Raw genomic sequence first — 25818 nt, forward strand, 5'->3', positions numbered from 1 at the left:
ATGAGTGACAGTAAAGTAGAAAAACATCCTTTTAACGACTATGCCTATTATAATAACAGGGAAATAAGCTGGCTCGCTTTTAATGAACGAGTGCTTGAGGAAGCCGAAGATAAAACGAATCCATTGCTGGAACGCTTAAAATTTTTAGCTATTTTTAGTTCGAATTTAGATGAGTTTTTTATGGTTCGAGTTGCTGGATTACAAGATCAGGTGAGGGCTGGATTCAACAAACCTGAAAACAAAGCTGGACTTACACCTAAAGCGCAGTTAAACAAAATCGCGTCTATCACCAAGGAATTAGTAAGTAGACAAATGAAAATTTATAAAGAGCTCATGGAAGAGCAACTACCAGAGCAAGGTATTTCTTTAGTTAAGTATGCTGAATTGTCAAATGCTCAAAAGAAGGAAATGGAAAAGCTATTTGAAGAAGAAATATTTCCTGTTTTAACACCAATTGCGGTAGACGCTTATCGTCCATTTCCAATATTATTAAGTAAAACAATGAATATTTTAGTAATGATAGAAGATCATCAGGATAACCAAATGGAACAAAATAAAATCGCAATTGTTCAGGTACCTTCTGTCTTAAAACGATTCATCCAAGTTACTACAGAGGATGGTTCATTTGTGGCAGTGCTATTAGAGGATGTCATCATTGAGCATATTTCAAAGCTGTTTCATGGCTTCCATGTGAAGCATGCTAATCCTTTCCGAATTACACGCAATGCAGATTTAACTATTCATGAAGAAGGTGCTCGCGATTTACTTATTGAAATTGAAAAAGAGTTAAAGAAGCGAAAATGGGGAGCGGTTAGTAGGTTAGAAGTTAAGTTAAGTGAAATAAAACCCAAACTCCTAAATTATTTACTAGATGAGCTAGAAATATCTTCTGAGGATGTATATAAAGTAGATGGACCATTAGATACGACTTTTTTATTTTCCTTTATTAAAACATTTGAAGGAAAATATACGGAGCTATTCTATGAACCTTTCATCCCCCAGCCGCCTTTGGATATAGCTAGTGATGAAGATATCTTTGATAAAGTACAGAAACAGGATTTGTTTTTTCATCATCCATATGAATCCTTTCAACCAATTATAGACTTTATCGAAAAAGCAGCAGACGATCCCTCTGTTTTAGCTATTAAGCAAACATTGTATCGAGTCAGTGGGAATTCTCCCGTAATACTTGCGTTAAAGCGAGCTGCAGAAAATGGAAAACAGGTGACTGTTTTAGTTGAATTAAAGGCTCGGTTCGATGAAGAAAATAATGTGCAGTGGGCAAAAGAGTTAGAGAAGGCGGGCTGTCTTGTTATTTATGGAATCCATAATTTAAAAACACATTCAAAAATTACTTTAGTGGTTCGTAGACGGAATAACAAAATTGAGCAATATGTACACTTGGGAACTGGAAACTATAACGATCAAACAGCAAGAATTTATACAGATATGGGAATAATAACAGCGAACAAAAAAATCGGTTCGGATGCTACTCAATTTTTTAATTTTCTTAGCGGCTATACAGATAAACCAAATTACGACAAATTAGTTGTTTCACCATATGATATACGTGATAAATTTTTAAGTTTAATAGATGAAGAAATTGAGTATCACCAGGCATTTGGAAATGGACATATAAAGCTTAAGATGAATTCTTTAACGGATAAAGATTTAATATTAAAGCTGTACGAAGCATCCTCTATTGGGGTAAAAGTCGATATGATTGTAAGGGGAACATGCTGTTTGCTGCCTCAAATACCTGGAGTAAGTGAAAATATAACTGTCACCAGCATTGTAGGGAGATTTTTGGAGCATTCGAGAATTTATTGGTTCCATCGCAATGGTGCTTCGAGATTATATCTGTCATCAGCGGATATGATGACAAGAAATATGGTGAAACGGGTAGAAATTTTATTTCCAGTTTTATCACCACCTATCAAAAAAAGAATAATGGACATTATGGATTTGGAATTGCAAGATACTGCCAAAGCACGAGTGCAGGATGAACATGGTAAGTATCATTATAAGGTAGCCGAGGAACCAAAAATAAACAGCCAACAAATATTACTAGAAAAGTCACTAATGCATATACCAGAGGATTAAAAAGAGCTGTACCCAACAACTATTTGGGGTACAGCTCTTTATTTGAAAGTATCTGCTACTTTGGAAACCTCGAAAGCTAAATCATCGTTCCCGAATAACTGTAGAAAATACATAACTGCTTCTGTATCAACATCTAAAGCGTGTTTTTCTGTATTTTCTTTTAGTTCAATCAAAATCTCATTGGAAGCTTGATTTGGATATGCATTTTGGTAAAGCTCAAGAGGATCTATATCATGGTTAGCGCACCACTGCACATAAATTTGAATCATTATATTTTCATCTGCTTCGTATTGTTCAATCACTTTGTTTTTCAAATCAAAACCTCCTTAAAGAGAATCAATTACCTGCCATAAATTCGAAGATATTTCTTTAATCTCTATTGATTGAGCAGTGTTTTTCATCGTATTCGAAAAACTATTTACGACAGCTTCCAATAAAAATTTTCTAGGGCTATTGTTTTTAAGTTCCTCCAAGATAAAGTTAATCATCTCTAATTCCGAAAAATTCATTTCCTTTTTATTTGCTTGTTTGAAATTCTCCAATAGTTGAATTACATGTTCTTTTGTAATTCGTACTTCATCATAATAATGATTAAAAACAAATGAATCGATAAGAACTTCTTCAGCTTCCATCAATTTAGGCATCAGTGAATCAATTCGTTTCATTACATAAGTTACTAATTCCTTTGAAGTGATCTCCTTAGACTTTACAGTCCATGGATGCTGCATTTGTTGTATCATTCCTAATAACAAGATAGCACTATCCACTGAATATTTCCGTGATTGTGCTCCATAAACATCAACTATTCTTTTTGATAACCATTTTACTTCTTCGTAATGATTTTTCTTAATAATGTTCCTCAGCTCGGAATCTTGCGAGTGGAAGATAACTAAAAAGATTGGAACTAAATTTCGTTCTTTGTATACGTCCATACGTACGATCAATTGTTGTATTAATATTTCTTTATTTGTTACATCTTGATGAATTAATAATTCTCTCCGTTTGAGGTCAGTTTCTTCCTTAGCGTTATCTATAATAGCGATAATACATTCGTTTTTTGACGAAAAGTAATTGTAAAATGTACCTTTCGATATTTTACTTTCATTAATAATGTCTTGAACAGAAGTGGCGGCGAAGCCTTTTTCTATAAACAATTTTTGAGCAGTCAATAATACCTTATGCTTTCTATTCTTCATAATTACACACCTTTGTACTTGAAGTCTAAATATTATAATACAAAACAAATCCCGTTAAATCAATAAATTTAAGATGTAAGCGTTTTTCCTTATTGCATTTTTTGGACTGAGGGTATAAAATGTTCAAAGTAGTGTAGCCCGTGTAATTATAGTCCCAAAATATTAGGAGGATAAAAGAGAATGAACGAAACGCAACATAAACCACCATATGCCATGATTGCTATCCTATTTGTTGGAGCATTCATAGCTTTTTTAAATAATACGTTATTAAACGTTGCATTACCTACGATTATGACTGAATTTAAAGTCGAACCTTCTGTTGTACAATGGTTAACAACTGGATATATGCTTATAAATGGTATTTTAATACCAGCTAGTGCGTATTTTGTAACTAAGTTTTCCAATAGAAAACTATTTATTACCGCAATGACATTATTTTCAGTAGGTACATTTTTAGCTGCAATCGCGCCAGAATTTTGGGTGCTTATTTTGGCTCGCATGATTCAGGCGGCAGGATCAGCCGTAATGATGCCGTTACTTATGAATGTTATGCTGACTGCGTTCCCTATAGAGCGAAGAGGGACAGCGATGGGGCTATTTGGTTTAGTTATGATTATGGCCCCAGCAATCGGTCCAACATTGTCTGGTTTCATCATTGAACACTATAGCTGGAGAGTGTTGTTTGAACTAATATTACCATTAGCAGTAATAGTATTGATATTCGCTATTTTTAAACTAAAAAATATTACACCAAATAGTGATATGAAACTTGATGGTTTATCACTTGGCTTATCGACCATTGCTTTTGGTGGCTTGTTATATGGGTTCAGTACTGCAGGAAGTAAAGGCTGGGATGCGCCAATTGTATATAGTACGATTGCAATTGGTGTAATTGGACTTGTGATTTTTGTCCTGAGACAATTAAAGCTAAATGAACCATTGTTAAATTTACGTATTTATAAATATCCAATGTTTGCTTTATCATCTATTATTTCAGTAGTAGTTTCTGCAGCAATGTTTTCTGGTATGATTTTAACACCGTTGTATGTGCAAACTATACGTGGTATTACACCGTTAGATTCTGGTTTGTTAATGCTTCCGGGTGCACTGGCAATGGGTTTAATGTCGCCGGTTACCGGGAAATTGTTTGATAAATATGGAGCTCGCTCCTTAGCGATAATCGGTTTAATAATTACTGCGGTTGCAACGTATATGATGAGTAATTTCACCGCTCATTCAGATTATTATTACATTATGATTATTTATACGATACGCATGTTCGGGATGTCTATGGTAATGATGCCTATAATGACGAATGGTTTGAATGAATTACCAATGAAGATGAATCCACATGGTACCGCAGTAAATAATACGTTACAGCAAGTATCAGGTGCTATAGGTTCTGCGATATTCATCACTATTATGAATGCTCGAATGGAATCGAAAGGTGCTAGTTTGTTTGAAGAGGCACTTAAAGCAGGTAATGTGCCAACTGCAGCGGATGCATTAAAGCAGTTCAAAGCCCAAATTGGTGCGCAAGCAATGTTAGAGGGAATTAATTTCACTTTCTTAATCGCTACGTTTGTTACAGTTGTCGCTTTAGTGCTATCACTATTTGTAAAACGAGTGGATATATCTAAAAGACAATAGAAATGTAGAAAAAATAAAAAGCACTTGCGAATTGCAGGTGCTTTTTTTATATGTTTAAGACTTTTGATTTATTTCCTCTGTTAAAGATTCCAACTCATCGATTAGTGAGCCTATATAAGCAATTGTATCTTTTAACGGTTCATCTGTCGTAATGTCGACACCTGCCATTTTTGCAAGCTCTACAGGAGTTTTAGTCCCACCAGCTTTCAATACTTCCGTCCACTCATCCACAGCAGTTTGGCCTTCTTCTAAAATTCTTTTAGATACCTGTGTAGAAATAGTTAAACCAGCACTATAAGTGTATGGATATAACCCCATATAATAATGTGGTTGGCGCATCCAAGTAAGCTCAGCACCCTCCGTGATTTCTACCGTATCTCCCCAAAATTCTTCTAACACACTTCGTTTATATTCGTTTAGAATTTGTGCATTTACATTCAATCCTTGATCAATGCGGTCATAAACTTTACGTTGATACGCTGCTTCCAACAGATGAGTTACAAAATTATGATAATACGTACGGGCTACTATAGAAGAAATGACCCATCGTTTAAATTTAGGATCATCCGAATTTTTCAGTAGGTGATTCGCCACGAGCATTTCATTCATCGTGGAAGGGGCTTCGATGAAATATAACGATGGGCGAGCATTGAAGATGTTTTGCTCTTTGTTTGCATAAAAGAAATGACCAGCATGACCTAATTCATGCGCAAGAACAAAGACTTCATTCATCCGGCTAGACCAGGAAATGAGAATATATGGGTGACTTCCGTACGGGCTAGAACAAAAAGCGCCTGTTGATTTTCCAACGTTTTGTGGGAAATCAATCCAACGTTCTTCATATGCGCGGTTGACCATTTCGATATATTCTTCTCCCATCACTGAAAGGGCATCATCAATATACTTTTTAGATTCATCCACAGAAATTGTAGGTTCATATGTTGGATCTAGAGATATTTTTAAATCCGCAAACGTCATCTTCTCCAAGCCGTGTTCTTTTTGAAGTAATTTTGCGTATTTTCGCATATGAGGTGCAAGTTCTTTCGTGATTAAATCGATTTGTCTGTTATATAAGGAACGATCTACCTCTTGGTTGAATAATAAGTAATCATAAATAGAGTCATAGCCTCGTATATCTGAAGTAGTTTTTTCCATTTGTAAATGCATATCGTATGTTTTAGCTGTTGTATGCTCATATTCTTTTAACTTTTTAGAAAAGGCTTCGAATGCTGCTCTTCTTTTTTCAGTGTCTGATTCAGCTTCCCAGTCATTCTCGAATGACACATAGCTAAGCGGATATTCTTTGTCATTTACTTTGAAGTTATCAAACTTAATATCAAGCATCTTCGTTGTATCATACAATTTGTATGGCGCTCCAAAAGAAGCAGAGTAGGCTGCAAGTGTTTTTTCTACTTCAGGATGAAGCTGGAATTTCTTCTTTTTAAGTAACTTTTCTAAGTAAAGCTGATGATCTGGAGATATGGAAATTGCTTCTTCGATAGTATTGTCAGGTAATTCTACAAGCTCACTGTTTAAGAAAGATAGCTGACTGCTCACCTTTGCAGAAAGAGACCCAAATCTACTCGCTCTCATTTGAGCATCCGTATTTGTTTGGTCAGTGCTTAAGGAAAGACTAGCAAATGTACCAGCTGGTACTATTTTCTCGTATAGTTTCGTATATTCTATCAGTGCCTCAACTACATCACTTGCACTTTGAATGGATCCCTTAAAACGGTTATTAAACTCTAACGTATTGTTCTCAATTTCTTTCAAAGCAACATCAAAATCGTCTTCAGTGTTAAACAAGTCTTTTAAATTCCATGTTTCTTCTAGTTTTACTTCTTCTCTTTTAGGCATTTTGTTTACCATTATATCTCTCCTTAATATTACGGATTTCGAACTAATATTAGTATATATATAAATAACAGAAAAGTAAAAACAATTAAATTTAACTTATAATTCTCCAAAATCGTTTGAATATCAGTATAAATAATAAAATATGTGCCTAAAACCTAAAATTTTAAAAAATTTTTTCCAGAGAAAACACAAGTAATTTGTCCTATAAATCCTTATATTATCAGTACTTTAAGCCTGTGTAATAAAGTTATTTTAAAGTAATATTGTTAATTTTCTAACTATAGGGAAAAATTAGTATAGACTGAATTTGAAGTTTGTTTTACAATAGGATTGTTCTTACAAAATGATAGTTTTTGAGTTTATGCTTGTTAGAGGGAGAAAGCAAGTAGTATGACTTATAAATTCAGAATTATCAATCAAAACGGGGGTTATGTTTATGAAGAAATCGAAATTTGCTTCACTGTTCCTATCATCATCATTGTTGATTGGAATTCTAGCTGGATGCGGGAGTGCCGGAGAAACAGGAACTAGTTCAGAAGGCGGGGACACTATTAAAATTGGTGCCAATCTTGAGCTTTCGGGAGGTGTAGCATCTTATGGTACATCAGAAGCAGATGCTATTGATTTAGCTGTTGAAGAAATCAATGCCGCTGGTGGTATTGATGGTAAGAAAATTGAACTTATCAAGGTGGACAATAAATCGGATGCAGCCGAAGCAACTAATGCGGCTATTAAATTAACAAGTCAAGACAAAGTAACAGCTATTATTGGGGCTGCGACAAGTGGTAACTCAGTTGCACAAGTTCAAATAGCAACAGATACTAAAACACCTATGATTTCGCCTTCAGGTACAAGTACAACAGTTACTGTTGGAGAAGATGGAAAAGTAAATCCATTTACATTCCGTACGGCGTTTATCGATCCATTCCAAGGAACGGTTGCTGCTAATTTTGCAGCTAACGAGCTAAAAGTAAAAACGGCTGCAGTATATGCTGACAATGCAAGTGATTACGCAAAAGGTCTTGCTGCTGCTTTTATTAAAGATTTTGAAGCAGCAGGAGGCAAAATTGTTGCAGAAGAATCCTATGTTGCAAAAGATACTGACTTCCGTTCAAATCTAACTCGTATTAAATCATCTAATCCTGAATTTGTCTTTATTCCTGGATACTATGAAGAAGTGGGACTAATTGTTAAGCAAGCGCGGGAATTAGGAATTACTGTTCCATTAATGGGTGCCGATGGATGGGATTCACCAACGATTGTCGACTTGGCTGGAGCAGATGCTTTAAACAATACTTTCATTATTACTGCTTATTCGTCTGAAGATCCAGATAGTAAAGCGAAGGAGTTTTCAGATAACTTTAAAAAGAAATACGGTAAAGAGCCTAACTCATTCAATGCGCTTGGTTATGATACGGTTTACTTATTAAAAGACGCAATTGAACGAGCAAAGTCTACTGATGGAACTAAAATTAAAGAAGCAATTGAAGCTACTGATCAATTAGAGCTTGTAACAGGATTATACTCTGTTGATGAAAATCATCATCCGATTAAATCCGCTGTAATAATTGAATTCGTAGATGGAAGTCAAAAATTTAAAACGAAAGTTAATCCTTAAGATTTGTAGGTTTTAGGGGGGGATTGATATCCCTCCTTTTCTATTTCTAAACTAATTGAAATCTTAAGCTATAGGAGTGAAAATATATGGAATGGATACAGCAATTGATAAACGGCATTTCACTCGGGAGTATTTACGCATTAATCGCCCTCGGTTACACGATGGTTTATGGAATTATTAAGCTGATCAACTTTGCACACGGGGATGTGTTCATGGTTGGTTCGTTCATAGGATTTTATTCTATTACCGTGTTTCATTTAGGTTTTTTTCCAGCTCTTATAATTTCGATGGCAGCATGTGCATTGTTCGGTGTAATTATTGAGCGTATTGCATATAAAAGACTGCGAAATGCTACTAGAATTGCAGCACTTATTACCGCAATTGGAGTATCGTTATTAATTGAGTATGGGGTAATTTATATTAGAGGGGCTCAACCAGAAGCATATCCAGATGTGTTTTCAAACCGATCATTTGCATTTTTAGGTGCCCAAATAAGTATGCAATCTATTCTTATTCTTTCAGTTTCTGTTGTATTAATGATCTTGCTACAGTTCATCGTACACAAAACAAAAACAGGAAAAGCGATGAGAGCTGTTTCTCATGACACAGAAGCTGCAAAATTGATGGGGATAAATGTTGATAACACAATATCTGCAACTTTCGCAATTGGTTCAGCTTTAGCTGGAGCAGCTGGTGTAATATTCGGAGTATATTATACAAAGATAGATCCATTGATGGGAGTAATACCTGGAGTGAAAGCGTTTGTTGCCGCAGTTCTTGGTGGAATTGGAATAATTCCTGGGGCAATGGTGGGTGGCTTAGTACTTGGAGTGGTTGAAACGGTTGTTAGTGCTTTAGGATTCTCTTTATGGAGAGATGCTGCAGCATTCATCATTTTGATTTTAATTCTAATCTTTAGACCATCAGGAATCTTTGGAAAAAATACCCGAGAGAAAGTGTAGGTGATACATAATTATGAAAAAGTCAAAACAGTTTTGGCTATTTATTATAGCGGCGATATTAGTATACACTGTGGTTCAATTTTATATTGCAAATGGAACAATGAATCAATTTTATTCTAATACACTTATATTTATAGCTATCAACATAATTTTAGCGGTCAGCCTACATCTAGTCATTGGTATAACAGGACAGTTTTCTATTGGTCATGCTGGTTTCTTAGCTGTAGGGGCATACGTTTCAGCTATAGTGACAATGAAATTAGATCTTCCCTTTTTCGTCGCTATTATTGTCGGAGGGATTGTTGCTGCTTTAGCGGGACTGATAGTCGGTATTCCAAGCTTAAGATTAAAAGGGGATTACTTGGCAATTGCAACGCTTGGTTTTGCTGAAATAATTCGTATTGTATTTTTGAATATTGACTACGTTGGTGGGGCTGCAGGGATGCAGGTTTCTCATTTGACGACTTGGACATATGCGTTTGTTTGCCTTGTCATCTCCATTGTAGTAATAGTGAACTTTACTAATTCAAGACATGGAATAGCTGCTATCTCTGTTAGAGAAAATGAAATTGCATCTGATGCGATGGGCATAAATACTACTTATTATAAAGTAGCTGCATTTGCCATAGGTTCCTTCTTTGCTGGGGTTGCAGGTGCTCTATATTCTCATAACTTTTATATCATCCAGCCGAGTCAATTTGGATTTTTAAAATCATTTGATATTTTAATATTTGTAGTTTTAGGTGGTTTAGGAAGTCTTTCTGGTGCCGTACTTTCAGCAATTTTATTAACTGTGGTTTCTACATATCTTCAAGGATATCCTGAAACTAGAATGATTATTTATAGTCTTGTATTAATTCTCGTAATGCTATATCGTCCAAAAGGCTTGATGGGTACGATGGAAATCACAGATTATTTCAAGCTTTGGAGAACGCCAAAAGGAGGCAATCAGCATGGAAAATAAACCATTACTTGAAGTGAAAAATGCTGGTATTCAGTTTGGTGGTTTAAAAGCGGTTCAAAACTTAGATATGATATTAAATCAAGGAGAACTTGTCGGCCTAATTGGACCAAATGGTGCAGGTAAAACAACTAGCTTTAACTTACTTACGGGTGTTTATATGCCAACTGAAGGAGATATATTATTCAATGGTGAGCGTATTAATGGATTGCCTCCTTTTAAAGTAACGAGAAAAGGGATCAGCCGAACGTTCCAAAACATTCGTCTCTTCAATGAGTTATCAGTTTTAGATAACGTAAAGGTTGCTTATCATTCTCTTGCTACACATACTATGTTGAGCTCTATACTTCGTCTACCTTCGCACTTCAAGGGTGAGAAAGAGATGGAAGAAAAGTCATTAGAATTTCTAAAGATTTTCAAACTTGACAAGTATAAAGATGAATTAGCAAAAAATCTGCCGTATGGTCAGCAAAGAAGATTAGAAATTGCAAGAGCGCTAGCCGCAGGTCCAAAATTACTGTTACTAGATGAGCCAGCAGCGGGTATGAATCCACAGGAAACCCATGACCTGATGAACTTAATTGGATTTGTACGTGAAAAATTTGATTTAACGATTTTATTGATAGAGCATGACATGAATTTAGTAATGGGAGTTTGTGAAAGAATATATGTACTCGATCATGGTCAACTTCTTGCGGAAGGATCACCAGAAGAGATCCGTAACCATCCTAAGGTTATTGAGGCTTATTTAGGGGAGGAAGTTCACAATGACAATGCTTAAAATAGAAAATATAGATGTTTTTTATGGGAATATTCAAGCGTTACGTGATGTTTCCATAACTGTTAACGAAGGTGAAATTGTTTCTTTGATTGGTGCAAATGGAGCAGGTAAAAGTACATTGTTGAAAACGCTTTCTGGATTACTGAAACCTAAAAAAGGAAAAATTGAGTTTCTCGACAAATCTATCTCTGGAAAACAAGCACAATCGATCGTTAAGGCAGGAATTTCACATGTTCCGGAAGGTCGTAGGGTATTTGCTAATTTAACAGTAGAAGAAAACTTGGAATTGGGTGCATTTCTTCGGAAAGATAAACAGGGAATTCATCAAGACATGCAAAAAGTATATGAAATCTTTCCAAGATTACTAGAACGTAAAAAACAGCATTCTGGAACTCTTTCTGGAGGGGAACAGCAAATGTTGGCAATGGGAAGAGCGATTATGGCTAAGCCCAAGCTTGTTTTGTTGGATGAGCCATCTATGGGACTTGCTCCTTTAATGGTAAAAACTATTTTTCAGGTTATTAAAGATATTAATCATGAGGGCACTACTGTGTTATTGGTGGAACAAAACGCTAATATGGCACTTTCTATAGCTAACCGAGGTTATGTTATAGAAACGGGAAGAGTTGTCCTTTCGGGGTCTGCCCAGGAATTGCAAAATAGTGAAGAAGTTAAATTAGCCTATCTTGGAGGGCACTAATCGAAAACTACGACTAGTTTAGTCGTAGTTTTTTTCATGCGAATCATATATGATAGGTATTAATTATTTACTCAAATTACTGAAGACTTCCTAGTAAAGGAGAGGTTAGTTGAAAACTTTAAGGTTTTGGATATTATCGCTTATTTGTTTTATGATGTTAGGGATAATTGTTAGTACATTAACTTCTAGTTACCTCGTAACGAAGAAAAGCTTGATTGAAAATTCACTAGAACAAAATAGTATGTATTCGAAGAAATTAGCTCAAATGACAGATGAAGTTTTTTTATATATGCAAAGTAACTTAGAAGCCAGAAAATCAGATGTAGTGGAGAATCTAGATGATCACGTAACTGTTACTAATATATTAAAACAGTTAAATATTAGTAGTAAGAATTTCAACTCATTATCCGTTATTAACGCTCAAGGAATAGTGATAGCAACTACCCCTAATTTAGGCATAGTTGGAAATACAGTTAATTCTGCAGGAGTTAAGGAAGCTATTGCAAGAAAAGAAGCCTTTATTTCAAAACCGTATTATGCACAAACAGGTAGATTGTTAATACTTATTACTACTCCTTTATTTGGAACAAATGGAGAATACTTTGGTATGTTGAACGGTACGGTATATTTGCAGGAGGATAATTTTATCCATAATATTCTGGCCGAACATTATTCTAAAGACGGGTCTTACGTTTACGTGGTTGACCAAGAGGGGGTACTGATTTATCATCCTGATAAAACTAGGATAGGACAATCTGTCAAAAGTAATCTAGTTGTGCAAAAGTTAATAGAAGCAAAAAGCGGGGCTTTACAATTAGAAAATACACTTGGAAATAACTTTCTAGCTGGCTATACATACATAGAGAAAAGTAGTTGGGGAGTAGTTTCACAGACCCCATTTGATAGTGCTTTAAAGCCTTTATCTGGAATCATGTTAACCATATTTTTATTCTCTTTACCATTTATTCTTCTTATTTTTGTTGTAGCGTTTTGTGTATCCAACAAGTTAGCAGCACCGTTACAAAACCTAGCCATTTATACTTTAAAAGATGGAGATAGACAAGAATGTAACCTGGATATTCCAACCTGGTATTTTGAGGCAAAACAATTAACGGAAACGATAAAAAATTATACAAAACGGCAAGAAGAAACTGTGGATAATATGAAGGTAATTTCCGTTACAGACCCATTGACAGGATTGAAAAATAGGAGATATGGAGATAGTTTACTCGAACAATTAGTAGCCCAGAAAGTCACATTTTCTTTAATAATGATTGATGTGGATCATTTCAAACAAGTTAATGATAAATTCGGACATATTTCTGGGGATGTAGTTCTCCAATTTATCGCCACAAGTATGAAGGACTTATGTGTTGACCATGAAGAGTGTATTCGACTAGGTGGAGAGGAATTTATCATTATACTTCCTAAAAAGGATATTAAGGGAGCATATTTTCTTGGAGAACGTATAAGAAAGATGGTAGAGAATTCGGTTTCACCTATCGATCAAACACTTACTATTTCCCTAGGAGTTGGTGAATATAAATCAAATGAAACGCTAACACAATTTTTACAAAGGATTGACAGAGCTCTTTACGAAGCAAAAGCTAATGGTCGAAATAATACTGTGATATCAGAACAATAAAACGAGCAGGGTGGATCAGTTTATCTAATCCTTCTGCTCGTTCTTTCTTAGTAAATAGAATATGGCTTCCACAAATAACCCTATAACAAAGCCAAATGCAGTAAAAATAAATAAGGAGAGAATTCCCGCTAGGTCACCAAATTCTTGTGGACCAGCAATAAATGAACGGTACATTTCGAAAAAGCCGATTATTAATCCAATAGTGAATATATAAAACGCTTTTTGCAGCTTATAAAGCAATAATGAGCCTGATAATACACCAATCACGATGGAAAATGCAGCGAATGCAAGCAAGTTCATAATAACTAAATCTTGACCAAGCACGTATTTAATACCTAAAATAAGTAAAAACATCGAAATAAAAATAATTGAAATGGCAATTTTCCCATAATTTTTTAACAAATAATTCGCCTACCTTCATTAACTAATCATACTGGAACTTTACAATATTTCCAATAGAATATGCATAAACCGAGAGGAATGATATGTATGACAGAACATAATTTTCATTTAAAAGCAAATTGGCCAGGTAACCGCAATGATATAGGAACTATTCATGCACAAAATCTCCAAACTAAGATTTCAATACCAACAGAAATGGATGGTCCCGGAATTGGTACTAATCCCGATGAAATGCTACTAGGAGCAGCCACTACATGCTATATTATTACTCTAGCTGCCATGCTAGAGAGAAGTCGAATAGAAAAGCGATCACTCATAGTTGAATCATCTGCTGTAGTCGATGTTACGAATGGCATTTTTACCTATAAAAAAATTATCCATCGACCTACATTAGAAATTGTAAATGAAAGAGATGCCAAGATGGCAAACCGTTTGCTAAAAAAAGCAGAGGATACATGTATGATTAGCAAAGCGTTAAAAGGCAATGTAGAAATTGTATTAGAACCAACACTAATTATTGCTCCCCACAAGTAATAAACAATATATTGTGAGGAAGGCTTTTTCCTTCCTTACAATACATATCCATACACGCAAATAAAGTGGAAAAGTGTCCCTAATAATATAAATAGATGAAAGATTTCATGAAATCCTAACTTTTTTATAAACGGAATATTTGGTTTTACTCCATAAATGACTCCTCCAATTGTATAAGCTACTCCACCCAATACAAGGTAAAGTAACCCTACAGAGCCTAAAGATTCAGCTAGAGATGGTGCTAAGAAAATAATCATCCATCCCATACCGATATAAATTGCTGTAGAAACCCATCTTGGACAATTAAACCAAATCATTTTAAACAAAATACCACTAACGGCTAGTGACACAATGATAACAAACAACACATATCCAGCAGTATTATTTAGGGTAATCAAACAAAATGGGGCATAGGTGCCGGCAATTAATATATAAATCATCGAATGATCTAAGCGACGTAGAAATTGTATATATTGAACTTTCCCTATCACCCAGTGATAAATAGCAGAAGCAGAATAGAGCAAAATCATGCTAACTCCGAAAACAACTATTGCAGTTAGTGTTAATGGAGTACTCCCATCCTCTGTTACCTTCATCCACATTAGTACTAATCCTACAAACCCCAATATCGCTCCAAGTAAATGTGAAAGACTATTAAATGGTTCTCTTATAAAAGCATTCATATGAATTTCTCCACCTCTCCATATAGTTTTAATAACTACTTATAAATATATAGATGTTATAAGACTTAGTCAAGGTTTACCTTATATCTTTTATAGGTTATGATAAACGTAATGTACAAACTGGAGGTATTTTAGTGAGCAAATCTGAGGAAATTACACAAAAATTGAGTTTGGAGTCCACTATCCGTGAAGAGGATATTCCATCTATAGACTTATATATGGACCAAGTGATTCAGTTATTTGATGCAACTTATTCTGATTCTTTACGCAATGAAGAGGAAAAAGTATTGACCAAAACGATGATCAATAATTATGCAAAAGGAAAATTGTTTATTCCCGTAAAAAACAAAAAATATTCTAAAGACCATATTATGTTAATAAGCTTGATCTATCAGTTAAAAGGTGCACTTTCCATTAAGGATATTAAATCTGTATTAGAGCCATTAAATGATAAAATGGATTCAAAAGATTTTTCATTAGGAAAGTTTTATAGTTCTTTAGTGAAGATCCAGCAAAAAAATGCACAGGACTTTTTGGTTGAAATGAAAAATCATGAAGTAGAAGTAGATAACCAGGAGACAGATGAAATGGATAGGCTAATTTTACTTATCGCGTCACTTTCGAATATGAGTAATGCTTACCGAAAAGCGGCCGAGCTCTTAGTAGATGAATTATCCGAACGAAGAGAGGGGACAAAGTGATGAAAACTCTATGGACAGAAGGCAAGATTTTTACGATGAAAGCAGACAAAGAGGTAGTCGAAGCAGTATTAGTTGAAGATGGGGTTATTATCAACACCGGATTAAAAAAGGATCTCCTCCCATTTGCAGATCATGTGGAATCATTAAATGGAAATGCCATGTATCCAGGATTTGTAGATAGCCACATCCATCTAATCGGTCACGGGGAGAAACTATCCTATCTAGACTTATCTACATTTACTTCTATTGAAAAAATAAAAGAAACGATACCCGCTTATATTTCGAGGGAACAGTGGTATGTAACAGAAGGCTGGGACGACAATAAATTGGAAGAGGGAAGAGAAATAACTAGTAACGACCTCGACTTCATCACGGAAACTGCAGTGGTGCTCAAAAGAGTGTGCAGACATGTCTTAGTAGCGAATTCAACAGCTATGAAACTAGCTGGAATATCTAAAGAAACACCCAACCCAGTTGGGGGCGAAATAGGTAAAGATGAAAACGGTGAGCTTAATGGCTTGTTCTATGATGAGGCGCAGCGACTAATAACAGAGCATATTCCATTGCCATCTATCGAATATTTGAAGGGGATTATTACATCAAGTATAGAGGACTTAAAATCGAAGGGTTTAACAGGTGTTCATACCGAGGATATGGCTTATTATGGACATTATAAAGTTACATTACAGGCTTATCGAGAAGTTGTAAACAATGATTTTAGAGTGCACTTATTACGACATCATCAAGTATTTGAACAAATGCAAAGGGAGGAACCGTCCACGTATATCGAATTTGGAGCAATGAAAATATTTGTTGATGGCTCTTTAGGTGGCCGAACCGCACTATTATCGGAGGACTATTCGGACGAACAAGGAAAAAAAGGCGTGGAGGTACATAGCCCGGAGAAGCTAGAGGCCTTAGTGAAAATGGCTCGCAGCTATGACGAAAATATTGCTGTTCATGTAATTGGAGATAAAGCAGTAGAGAAAATTTTAGATTTAATCGAAAAGTATCCAGTAGCAGAAGGCAAAAAAGATCGCTTAATACATGTAAATGTATTGCGTCCGGACCTTGTGGAGAGGATGAAAAAACTTCCAGTTGTACTAGATCTACAACCAATTTTTGTTCCTTCCGATTTTCCATGGGTAAAGGAAAGACTTGGATCTTCTAGATTACAATGGGCGTACGCTTGGAAATCTCTTCTTGAGCAAGGCTTCGAATGTTCTGGTGGATCTGATTCGCCAGTCGAACTAGCAGATCCGTTGCTTGGGATTGACGCTGCTGTTAATAATTCTTACCTACCCGAGCAATCGTTAACCTTATTTGAAGCAATATCATTGTATACATCTGGCAGTGCAAAAGCGATTGGTAGAGAGAATAATCGAGGAATGATATTACCAGGTTATGATGCCGATTTTACTATTTTAGATAATGTCTTAGATAACACAAACATACTTTCTACTTCGGTTGTAAATACAGTTGTAGCTGGTGAAATTGTGTATAAAAAGGAAAAGTGAAACTATTTAGCTTGTTTAACCGTATAAATAAGAGGAGAGGAGTGAGAAGAAATGGAAAACACAGGACTGAAAATTTTGCTACATGCAAGTACATGGTTTGCCCCTTTTCTAGTTCCATTTATATTATATTTAGTAGTAAATGATGAAGAAATTAAAAAGCTATCCATACAAGCTGTACTGTTTCAATTAGTTATGGCTGCATTGATAACAATCTCTGTAATTTTAATTTTTCTTTTAATCGGTATTCCGATGCTCATCATTTTTGGTATAATGGCATTTGTAGTTCCGATTATTGGAATTGTTAAAGCGATTACAGGAGACACATTTAACTATCCTATTGTAGGATCGTGGATAAAGTAAGTGTCATAACATAAAGGGGAATTTGAATGACTACTAGAATCGGTATTGACGCAGGTGGAACATTAACAAAAATAGCTTATTGGAATGAACATAATGAGATGATATTGAAACGATTTCTTTCATCGGATTTCCAAAAGGTTAAGGATTGGATTGAAACTAATCATCCGAATGCTTCTATCTGTGTCACTGGTGGTCGAGCGGAGCAATTAAAAATACATTTTAGCTCCAGTGAAGACATTCCATATATTGTAGAATTTGATGCAACGATGAATGGTGTGATGTATCAAATGAAACAAGCATCAATTGAACCAAATGCTGCCATTATTGCGAATATTGGTACAGGTACCTCAATTCATATTATGCAAGACAATACGCATAGCCGATTAGGTGGTACAGGGATAGGTGGCGGAACATTGCTTGGGTTAGGCATGGCTCTAACTGGTATATCCGATTTTGAAGAGATTATAAAACAATCACGTGTAGGAAGTAGATCCGACATCGATGTTTTAGTAAGCGACATATACAAAAACAATAAGCTTCCTATAAAGGGTACTTTAACCGCGAGTAATTTCGGGGGAATTGCATTGAACCCCAACAGCGATACGAGTGCTACCGATTTGCTGGCAGGTGTCCAAGGAATAATTGGCGAAGTAGTTGCATCACTTTGTATTCAAGTGGCGGATGCACATCATGTAGAAGATATTATATACATAGGTACAACACTGGAGGACAATGAATTACTCCAGCAAATTATTGAATCGTATACGATTTTAAAACAGAAAAATCCAATCTTTTTAGACTATCATGGCTATAGTGGCGCTATAGGTGCATTATTAGAAAACACTAAAAAATATTAAGTATAATTGTTGCATTATTAGTAAACGCGTGTTATATTTAAAGAGGATTATTTTTGTTCGGTTAGTTAGTAGGTGGCAACACTTTTACTTAACAGTGTTGAGCAAGGATAGTAACACAATGTGTGCAACTGCTGCATACGAGGAGGATATTCACATGGAACAAGGTAAAGTAAAATGGTTTAACTCAGAAAAAGGATTCGGATTTATCGAACGCGAAGGCGGAGACGATGTATTCGTACATTTCTCAGCTATTCAAAGCGAAGGTTTCAAATCTCTTGACGAAGGTCAAGAAGTAACTTTTGAAATCGAGCAAGGTCAACGTGGCCTTCAAGCTACTAACGTAGTTAAAGCTTAATTTTAAACTTAAAACTAAACTTTAACAGACTCTCATCAGAGAGTCTGTTTTTTTGTTGATTGAGAAATTATATAATTCTGGACGACGCGATGCTGGTCAGTCAGTCGTTGCGACAGTTGTCTTGAAATTCAGACTGACCCCCACTAGGCTAAGGACGCCTCACTTGCAATTCTTCCAGCGATTTTCAGGGCTAACATAGACACTTGCGCATTTGTTCAGTAGAAAACAACCGAATAATTCAAAAAATATGCTATGATAATAGTAATATTTGGGGGTGTTTGAAAATTGGAAGAAATGAAACTAATGGCAATTTCAGTAGGTAAACCTAAAACTGTAAAGAACGAAATAGGAGAAGAGCTTCGATCTGGAATATTCAAAAGCCAGGTGACAGAAGCTTATTTGACAAAGGATGGCTTTGAAAACGACGGAGTTGCGGATTTAAAGCATCATGGCGGTTTAGATAGAGCTGTTTGTATATATAGTGTGGAGCATTACAGAAGCTGGTCTAAGGAATTTCATATGAATTTTCCGGTAAGTGCCATAGGAGAAAACTTACTAGTGGAAAATATGTTAGAGGAAAACATACATATAGGAGATCGCTTTTCAATAGGAGAGGCGATTATTGAAGTAACGCAAGGTAGAATTCCGTGTAATACAATAAATAAAAGAACTGGATTAAAACCGCTTATGAAACGAATGATTGAAACGGGACATACTGGTTATTTATGTCGTGTAATTAAAGAAGGACGAATAACAAATACGGATCGCATCACACGAATTCTTGAACACCCAGAAAGAGTTACGGTTTCCTATGCTCATTCTATTTATTTTTATCAGAAAGACTCAAAAGAAGGAATTGAAAATATATTGAAAGTAAATGAGCTGGCAGAGGAATGGAAAGTAAAGCTTCAAAAAATGTTGTTGAAGGCAGAATAGGGTGAATACTAATGAAAAAATGGAAAAAGGAAATTTTACTGGATGTTCCAATAGAATTTGCATGGTGCTACTTTTATGGTGATATCACAAAAAAGAAAAGAATATTTCCTAAAGTAGTAGATGAGGAATTCATTAAACAAACCGAACCTATTGTAGGTAGTATTATTAAACAAAGCTATCAAAATGGATCTGTGACAATGCAATATGAAACTACGATAAAAAAGTATACGAACGAACCAAACTATAAAGCGATTCAAGAAAACTTTTTACTAAATAATCGTTTTAATATGACAACAGAGTATGAGTTAGAAAGTCAAAATGATAATAAGACAAAATTCACCTATACTTCAATAAACAAACCGAAAAACCCACTGCTGTCTATATTTCAATTGTTTGGTAGCGATGAGATCATTGTTAACTTTTTGAACAAAGCAAAAATAGCAATCGAAAAGGATTATGAGCAAGAGCAAGAAAATACGATAATTTAGCAAGTCCAGCTTAATATAGATAAAAACAACTGCCTTTATTTTTTAGGCAGTTGTTTTGCTACAGCCTCTCGTGCAAGTGCGTGAGCTGCTTTGTTTTGATCATCTGGAATCCATTTGATAAAAAATAAATCAAAGGTATCTACAATGGCTAAAATATTTTCTAGTATAGCCGCAAATTCAGCGTTCTTTGCATATCTTTTTTCTACAGCTGCAAATACAATTTGTGAATCGGTGCGAGCAGAGACAATGGTCGGTGAAAGTTTTTTTGCTTCCTCTAAACCCCTTTGTAACGCAATGAATTCGGTCGTATGATTGGAATATTCTCCGATGAACTCACTTACCCTTACTTGATGTCCTTCTCCTTTTATAAATACACCAATCCCACTTGGTCCAGGATTCCCAGTAGTCGACCCGTCAATATATACTTCTAACATATGATCACCTTTTTGAAAAATTAATGGATATATCTAGTTTGAATGATTAGATGGATAGTTGCAAACAAAAGAAACATAATAGTACAATTATGAAACAGTAAGGAGAAGAGATGCATGAAGAATATAAAGCTCATAAATGAAATTGATTATTTATCAGATACTTATTGTGATGGCTGCTTCGTTCGTAAACAATTGCGTAAAGAAAGTGGCAAAACGATTGCGTACAGATTTTGTATAGAAAAATGTACGGTTGGAGAAAGTATTAAACAAATTGGCAGTAGGCTAAAGGGCTCCAAATAAAAAAGTCCCACGACTTATATGCCGCAGGAAGAAGCGTTTCTATTCGTTTTTTATAACGTTTGCAGCTTGAGGTCCACGGTTTCCTTCAACAATCTCGAACGTAACTTGTTGTCCTTCATCCAATGCTCGAAATCCTTCACCCTGAATTCCTGTAAAATGGACAAAAACATCTTCGCCATCGTTGTATTCGATGAAACCATAGCCTTTTTCATTATTAAACCATTTTACTTTCCCCTGTTGCATGAACGTTCCTCCCTTAAATCCACTGAAATTTCTATAAATGGATACATAAACTATACTTGAATTGTCAGTCTTCGTCAATAATATGTCGAATTTTAGCTTTCTTTACAGAAATTATTCATGTTGCTAGTGTAACATCTGCAAGAAGTTAACTATATAAATATGGAGAAAAAAAGTCCAGTATAAAATATCCCTTTTTAATCCTTTAAACTAGTTTTTAGTTGTAAGTGAAACTAATTTGGTTATTTAACTTTGCATTATCCTGCAACTACTTTGGGTGTCAGGGCTAGTGTAAAAGAAATTTCATATCCATACAGCCAAATATAAAAGACTAGGAATGAGATTAATCTTTTATCCTAGCCTTTCATCTTTGACTTGTATCTATCATTTATTTGAATTCTACTTATCTGTAGAAGATTGGTTATTAAATTTGTTTACTTGCGTTGTCAAATCCTCAACTAATTCTTTTAATTGTTTCTTTTGTTGATCTGATAATTTTTTTTTAATGTTGTCCGGATCAATACCATTTCTTCTAAGTGTATCATCCACTAGTAGATCAATTACTTTGTTTGAAATAGCATTTGGTTTTTCTGGTAAATTGCTCAAATTATTCACTCCTTCACTTAGTTTCCGCTCAATAGTAACATATGCAACTTTTAGGAAAATGAGCAGTATAAATGAATATCTATTTCATTAAAGTAACGGATTAGTATCTCTGTTTTTTGGTCAAAGTAACCTTTCCTCTGATACACAGAAATAATCCCTTTAAATGTTCAACTGTTTTGTATTTATTGCCGTTAAAACTATAGGATATCTAATTTTGCGACGATTGCTACTAGGATTTGTAGCATAGCTTGAATATTAACAGCCAAATCGGTATCCGTAGTTGTCACTGAAATATTTCTAGATCCCTCGACTATAGTTGTTTGTACGTTTCTCTGTTTTGTTTTAATAAATTGGTTTAGTTCTTGAGTTACTGCTTTACCTTGTTCAGAATCACCAATAGTAATACTTATTACAGCTGCAATAGCTGCTTGTATTCCTAGTTGTAGCGATATAGCAGCTTGTGTATCAGTAGAATGTATCTCTACACCTTCTGAATCCTTTACGATAATTCGTTCAAAGGATTGTTGTTTAGTAGACACGGATTGTTTTCCGTCCTGAAGCACGTCGCTGTCATTTCCACAAGGATCATCACAATGATCTAAAGCTCTCCATTTTCTTTTTTCCATTATATTTATTCACCTCTCTTATTTTTGATTAAAGGATGTCTAACTTTGCAACTAATGCTACTAATACTTGTAACATTGCTTCGATATTTACAGATAAGTCCGTATCTGTAGTAACAATATTGACGTCTTTTGAATTATCTACATAAATTTTCTGTTTGTTCGTTTGCTCATCATTAAACTGTTGGAATAACTCTTGTGATACAGCTTGACCTTGAACAGTATCGCCAATCGCTATGCTAATAACTAGCGCTATAGCAAGTTGTAAGCCTACTTGCAGGGAGACAGCAGCTTGTGTATCTGTAGATTGAACCGTTACGTTACAAGAGTCTTTAATCCAGATTAATTCGTCAGACTCTTGGTCGACAGATGAAAACTGGCCACCACCTTGAAAAACTGTTTCATCCCCGCTATTTCCAGTGAAAGACCAACTGTTATTTTCTTCCTCCTGCTCCCAACGATGATTATTGCATCGTTTGCATTTTTTTGGAGGATCTTCACATGTATACCTACAATGTGTGCATTTCCAATGACTCATTATATAATCTCCTTTCTCATATTTTTCCGGTCGCAATAGTTTTACGACCGGTTTTATATAACATATGAGCTTATAAAAGAAGGATATAGTTTATTTGACTAGATTAAAAAACTATTATAAATAATGGTTAGAATGTCTTGGTTCCGGAAAAATATTTTCAATATGGGTTTTCAATTCACTTAAAATAAATGCAAATATTACAGTCATTGTGCTTTATTGTATATAATAGAGAGAATGAACCTAAGTTAGGAGAATTAAAGGATGAATCCGATTGAGAAATGTGAGAATTTAGTCAAGGAAGTGTATATGCATTTCGATGCTAGTCACGACTTTCAACATATAGAAAGAGTTCGAAAAAATGCATTTGAAATTGCAGATACAGTGCCTACTGCTAACAGAGAGATTATCGAACTTGCGGTATTACTTCATGATGTCAGTGATCCAAAATACTCAACTGAAGAAAAGCAAGAAGAGGATAGAATAATTCAACAATTAAACTTATCAGAAGAAAAAATAGTACGTGTAAAAGCAGTGATTAAAGCAATTTCCTTCAATGGAGGTCATGAAGTAGAGGCGGATACGATTGAAGCAAAAATTGTTCGAGATGCAGATCGATTAGATGCAATTGGTGCGGTTGGTATCGCAAGAACATTCGCATATGGTGGGGCTAAAGGAAGACGCCTATACAATGCAGAAGAAACACCAAGAGAAAATATGACGGTGGAAGAATATCGCTCGAAGGAAACAGCCTCCGTTACACACTTCTATGAAAAATTGTTGAAATTATCTGATGGAATGCAAACAAAAAAGGGTGAAGAACTTGCAGTAGAGCGACATGCCTTCATGGAATTATTTTTAGAAAACTTACGTAAAGAAACAGGTGAACAGCTATGAGTCATTTAATCATTTCGAACTTAACAAAGACAGTTGGTGAAAAAACTTTATTTGAAAATATATCTTTTACAATAAATAACCAAAATAGAGCAGGCTTAATTGGTATAAATGGAACAGGTAAATCTACCTTTCTATCCATTATTGCAGGTGAATTAGAAGCAGATTCAATTGATCGTGATCATCCAAACAAATATCGCATTGCGTATTTAGAGCAGCAACCAGCTTTTGAAAAAGACGAAACAGTTATTCAAACTGTCTTCGCTGGAGATTCTCCTATATTAAAGATTAACCGAGAATACGAGGAAGCTTTACTAGCGTTAATGGAAAACTCAGATTCAACGGAACTTCAAAATAGATTGATGGACCTGCAGCAGAAAATGGATGATTTACAAGCGTGGGACGTAAATTCATTGGCTAAAACTGCTTTAACTAAATTGGGTATCACTCAATTCGAGGAATCTATTCTTCATCTTTCTGGTGGACAGCAAAAAAGAGTGGCACTAGCGAAAGTGCTTATCGAACCAGCAGACCTTTTACTATTAGATGAGCCGACTAACCATTTAGACAAAGAATCAACGGATTGGCTACAGGATATGCTTCAAAGAGTAGAAGGTTCTATCATTTTTGTAACACATGATCGATACTTTTTAGATACAGTTGCGACACATATTTATGAGCTTGCGGATAAGACACTATATACGCATACTGGAAATTATGCAGATTATTTAGAGTCAAAAGCATTGCGTGAAGAAATGAATGCTGCCTCACAACAAAAGTTGCAAAATTTATATCGCAATGAATTAAAGTGGATTCGTAGAGGAGCAAAAGCAAGGTCGACCAAACAAAAAGCGAGAAAAGACCGATTTGAAGAAATAGATGCAAGTATAGACCGTGACAACTCTTCCTTAAATCTTGAGTTGGAAATGGTTACAACGAGACTTGGAAAACAAGTGTTAGAAGGAAAAGGAATCTCCAAAAGATTTGGCACTAAAAACATTGTGGAGGATTTTTCGTTCTTATTACAAGCTGGAGACCGGATTGGCATAGTAGGTCCAAATGGCGTGGGGAAAAGTACGCTTCTTAAAATGCTTGCAGGGGAAATCACGATGGATTCTGGTGAAATAATAAAAGGATCTACCGTTAAGTTAATGCACTTTACTCAACAGTTACCTGAGTTGAACCCTCAAACAAGAATGATTGAATATGTTCGTGAGTCCTCCGATTTAATAGAAACAGGTTCAGGAGAAAAATTCTCCGCTGCACAAATGTTAGAGAGGTTTTTGTTCCCATTAAATACACATGGTACACAAATTGGAAAACTTTCAGGTGGGGAAAAGAAACGCCTAGTGCTTTTAAAAATGTTAATGGAGCAGCCCAATGTTCTTTTCTTAGATGAGCCTACAAATGATTTAGATATTCAAACATTATCCGTTCTAGAAGATTTCATGGAATCGTTTCCTGGTGTAATTATTACCATTTCGCATGATCGTTTCTTCTTGGACCGAATTGCCAAAAAGCTATGGCTATTAAATGGTGATGGTACAGTAACTGAATGGCTTGGTGTATATTCCGATATGCTTGAAGCACCAAAAGATACTCCAAAAGAAGTACTGGAGCAAAAAAAAGTCGAGACACCTGAAAAAGTAGTAAAAGAAAAGAAAAAGTTTTCATACAAAGAACAAAGAGAATGGGAAACTATAGGTCAAGAAATTGAACAAACAGAACAGTTAATAGAGCAATTAGAGGAAAAAATGCAAACAGCTGGATCTGATTTTACTTTATTGCAAGATATAACGAATAAGTTAGCAGATGCTAACGACAAATATGAACAACTTATTGAAAGATGGTCCTATTTGGAAGAAATAGCATCTTCTTAA

The 25818-nt window shown here is 35.2% G+C and carries 29 protein-coding genes; 19 read left to right on the forward strand and 10 right to left on the reverse strand.

Annotated elements, in window-relative coordinates; translation table 11 throughout:
• Positions 1–2103, forward strand: coding sequence for an RNA degradosome polyphosphate kinase (locus BLR36_RS06625; protein WP_093060948.1), 2103 nt, complete (start codon positions 1–3; stop codon positions 2101–2103).
• Between the two features lie 38 nt (positions 2104–2141).
• Here BLR36_RS06625 and BLR36_RS06630 read toward each other — a convergent pair whose 3' ends face one another.
• Both BLR36_RS06630 and BLR36_RS06635 read right to left on the reverse strand, forming a co-directional pair.
• Positions 2142–2417 (reverse strand): hypothetical protein, encoded by a 276-nt coding sequence (locus BLR36_RS06630; protein ID WP_254771344.1) that lies wholly within the window; start codon positions 2415–2417, stop codon positions 2142–2144.
• Between the two features lie 12 nt (positions 2418–2429).
• On the reverse strand, positions 2430–3299 hold the full coding sequence (locus tag BLR36_RS06635) for a TetR/AcrR family transcriptional regulator (protein ID WP_093060949.1): 870 nt from the start codon (positions 3297–3299) through the stop codon (positions 2430–2432).
• A gap of 180 nt (positions 3300–3479) precedes the next feature.
• Between BLR36_RS06635 and BLR36_RS06640 the strand changes: the two genes are divergently transcribed.
• The gene (locus BLR36_RS06640) at positions 3480–4949 is read left to right on the forward strand and encodes an MDR family MFS transporter (RefSeq protein WP_093060950.1); all 1470 of its coding nucleotides are present in this window, start codon (positions 3480–3482) and stop codon (positions 4947–4949) included.
• Between the two features lie 54 nt (positions 4950–5003).
• Here the strand turns inward: BLR36_RS06640 and pepF are convergent, their stop codons facing one another.
• Complete coding sequence (pepF, locus tag BLR36_RS06645; protein WP_093060951.1) at positions 5004–6818, reverse strand: oligoendopeptidase F; 1815 nt, start codon at positions 6816–6818, stop codon at positions 5004–5006.
• 424 nt (positions 6819–7242) lie between these two features.
• Between pepF and BLR36_RS06650 the strand changes: the two genes are divergently transcribed.
• The 6 genes from BLR36_RS06650 (at position 7243) to BLR36_RS06675 (ending at position 13473) form a co-directional block, all read left to right on the forward strand.
• Entirely contained in the window at positions 7243–8424 is a 1182-nt protein-coding gene (locus tag BLR36_RS06650; RefSeq protein WP_093060952.1) for an ABC transporter substrate-binding protein, read from the forward strand.
• 86 nt (positions 8425–8510) lie between these two features.
• On the forward strand, positions 8511–9386 hold the full coding sequence (locus tag BLR36_RS06655; RefSeq protein WP_093060953.1) for a branched-chain amino acid ABC transporter permease: 876 nt from the start codon (positions 8511–8513) through the stop codon (positions 9384–9386).
• A 13-nt stretch (positions 9387–9399) separates the two neighbouring features.
• Positions 9400–10350, forward strand: coding sequence for a branched-chain amino acid ABC transporter permease (locus tag BLR36_RS06660; protein WP_093060954.1), 951 nt, complete (start codon positions 9400–9402; stop codon positions 10348–10350).
• Positions 10340–11128 carry an ABC transporter ATP-binding protein gene (locus BLR36_RS06665; protein ID WP_093060955.1) on the forward strand — a complete coding sequence of 263 codons (789 nt, stop codon included), beginning with the start codon at positions 10340–10342 and terminating at the stop codon, positions 11126–11128. Before BLR36_RS06660 ends, BLR36_RS06665 begins: the two co-directional genes overlap by 11 nt.
• Positions 11121–11828 (forward strand): ABC transporter ATP-binding protein, encoded by a 708-nt coding sequence (locus BLR36_RS06670; protein ID WP_093061251.1) that lies wholly within the window; start codon positions 11121–11123, stop codon positions 11826–11828. The genes BLR36_RS06665 and BLR36_RS06670 overlap by 8 nt, the downstream gene beginning before the upstream one ends.
• A gap of 109 nt (positions 11829–11937) precedes the next feature.
• Complete coding sequence (locus BLR36_RS06675) at positions 11938–13473, forward strand: sensor domain-containing diguanylate cyclase (protein WP_093060956.1); 1536 nt, start codon at positions 11938–11940, stop codon at positions 13471–13473.
• 24 nt (positions 13474–13497) lie between these two features.
• On the opposite strand, the gene BLR36_RS06680 is transcribed toward BLR36_RS06675, so the two are convergent.
• A complete protein-coding gene (locus BLR36_RS06680; protein ID WP_093060957.1) occupies positions 13498–13875 on the reverse strand; it encodes a hypothetical protein in 378 nt (125 codons plus the stop codon).
• An 87-nt stretch (positions 13876–13962) separates the two neighbouring features.
• Between BLR36_RS06680 and BLR36_RS06685 the strand changes: the two genes are divergently transcribed.
• Positions 13963–14409 carry an OsmC family protein gene (locus BLR36_RS06685; protein WP_093060958.1) on the forward strand — a complete coding sequence of 149 codons (447 nt, stop codon included), beginning with the start codon at positions 13963–13965 and terminating at the stop codon, positions 14407–14409.
• A gap of 35 nt (positions 14410–14444) precedes the next feature.
• Here the strand turns inward: BLR36_RS06685 and BLR36_RS06690 are convergent, their stop codons facing one another.
• Complete coding sequence (locus tag BLR36_RS06690) at positions 14445–15092, reverse strand: PAQR family membrane homeostasis protein TrhA (protein WP_093060959.1); 648 nt, start codon at positions 15090–15092, stop codon at positions 14445–14447.
• A gap of 134 nt (positions 15093–15226) precedes the next feature.
• Between BLR36_RS06690 and BLR36_RS06695 the strand changes: the two genes are divergently transcribed.
• The 7 genes from BLR36_RS06695 to BLR36_RS06725 all read left to right on the forward strand — a co-directional run bounded on the left by BLR36_RS06695 (position 15227) and on the right by BLR36_RS06725 (position 20306).
• Complete coding sequence (locus BLR36_RS06695; RefSeq protein WP_093060960.1) at positions 15227–15793, forward strand: DUF1836 domain-containing protein; 567 nt, start codon at positions 15227–15229, stop codon at positions 15791–15793.
• Positions 15793–17310 carry an amidohydrolase gene (locus tag BLR36_RS06700; RefSeq protein ID WP_093060961.1) on the forward strand — a complete coding sequence of 506 codons (1518 nt, stop codon included), beginning with the start codon at positions 15793–15795 and terminating at the stop codon, positions 17308–17310. The genes BLR36_RS06695 and BLR36_RS06700 overlap by 1 nt, the downstream gene beginning before the upstream one ends.
• A 51-nt stretch (positions 17311–17361) precedes the next feature.
• Positions 17362–17670 carry a DUF4870 domain-containing protein gene (locus tag BLR36_RS06705; protein ID WP_093060962.1) on the forward strand — a complete coding sequence of 103 codons (309 nt, stop codon included), beginning with the start codon at positions 17362–17364 and terminating at the stop codon, positions 17668–17670.
• A gap of 26 nt (positions 17671–17696) precedes the next feature.
• Entirely contained in the window at positions 17697–18527 is an 831-nt protein-coding gene (gene coaW / locus BLR36_RS06710; RefSeq protein WP_093060963.1) for a type II pantothenate kinase, read from the forward strand.
• Between the two features lie 154 nt (positions 18528–18681).
• On the forward strand, positions 18682–18882 hold the full coding sequence (locus BLR36_RS06715; RefSeq protein WP_053589685.1) for a cold-shock protein: 201 nt from the start codon (positions 18682–18684) through the stop codon (positions 18880–18882).
• A 294-nt stretch (positions 18883–19176) separates the two neighbouring features.
• Positions 19177–19818, forward strand: coding sequence for an MOSC domain-containing protein (locus BLR36_RS06720; RefSeq protein WP_254771356.1), 642 nt, complete (start codon positions 19177–19179; stop codon positions 19816–19818).
• An 11-nt stretch (positions 19819–19829) separates the two neighbouring features.
• The gene (locus BLR36_RS06725; RefSeq protein WP_093060965.1) at positions 19830–20306 is read left to right on the forward strand and encodes an SRPBCC family protein; all 477 of its coding nucleotides are present in this window, start codon (positions 19830–19832) and stop codon (positions 20304–20306) included.
• Between the two features lie 35 nt (positions 20307–20341).
• Here the strand turns inward: BLR36_RS06725 and BLR36_RS06730 are convergent, their stop codons facing one another.
• Positions 20342–20740: a reverse transcriptase-like protein gene (locus BLR36_RS06730; RefSeq protein WP_093060966.1), complete on the reverse strand. Its 399-nt coding sequence runs from the start codon at positions 20738–20740 to the stop codon at positions 20342–20344.
• A 114-nt stretch (positions 20741–20854) separates the two neighbouring features.
• Between BLR36_RS06730 and BLR36_RS06735 the strand changes: the two genes are divergently transcribed.
• On the forward strand, positions 20855–21040 hold the full coding sequence (locus BLR36_RS06735; RefSeq protein ID WP_093060967.1) for a zinc-finger domain-containing protein: 186 nt from the start codon (positions 20855–20857) through the stop codon (positions 21038–21040).
• 39 nt (positions 21041–21079) lie between these two features.
• Here BLR36_RS06735 and BLR36_RS06740 read toward each other — a convergent pair whose 3' ends face one another.
• The 4 genes from BLR36_RS06740 to BLR36_RS06755 form a co-directional block, all read right to left on the reverse strand.
• The gene (locus tag BLR36_RS06740; RefSeq protein WP_093060968.1) at positions 21080–21283 is read right to left on the reverse strand and encodes a cold-shock protein; all 204 of its coding nucleotides are present in this window, start codon (positions 21281–21283) and stop codon (positions 21080–21082) included.
• A 396-nt stretch (positions 21284–21679) separates the two neighbouring features.
• Positions 21680–21886, reverse strand: coding sequence for a spore coat protein (locus tag BLR36_RS06745; protein ID WP_093060969.1), 207 nt, complete (start codon positions 21884–21886; stop codon positions 21680–21682).
• A gap of 197 nt (positions 21887–22083) precedes the next feature.
• Positions 22084–22512 (reverse strand): spore coat protein, encoded by a 429-nt coding sequence (locus tag BLR36_RS06750; protein ID WP_093060970.1) that lies wholly within the window; start codon positions 22510–22512, stop codon positions 22084–22086.
• 28 nt (positions 22513–22540) lie between these two features.
• A complete protein-coding gene (locus BLR36_RS06755) occupies positions 22541–23047 on the reverse strand; it encodes a spore coat protein (RefSeq protein ID WP_093060971.1) in 507 nt (168 codons plus the stop codon).
• 261 nt (positions 23048–23308) lie between these two features.
• Here BLR36_RS06755 and BLR36_RS06760 point away from each other — a divergent pair, with 261 nt between their 5' ends.
• Positions 23309–23941 carry an HD domain-containing protein gene (locus BLR36_RS06760; protein ID WP_093060972.1) on the forward strand — a complete coding sequence of 211 codons (633 nt, stop codon included), beginning with the start codon at positions 23309–23311 and terminating at the stop codon, positions 23939–23941.
• The gene (locus BLR36_RS06765; RefSeq protein WP_093060973.1) at positions 23938–25818 is read left to right on the forward strand and encodes an ABC-F family ATP-binding cassette domain-containing protein; all 1881 of its coding nucleotides are present in this window, start codon (positions 23938–23940) and stop codon (positions 25816–25818) included. Before BLR36_RS06760 ends, BLR36_RS06765 begins: the two co-directional genes overlap by 4 nt.

This window comes from Psychrobacillus sp. OK028 (genome assembly GCF_900103605.1).
Taxonomy (GTDB): domain Bacteria; phylum Bacillota; class Bacilli; order Bacillales_A; family Planococcaceae; genus Psychrobacillus.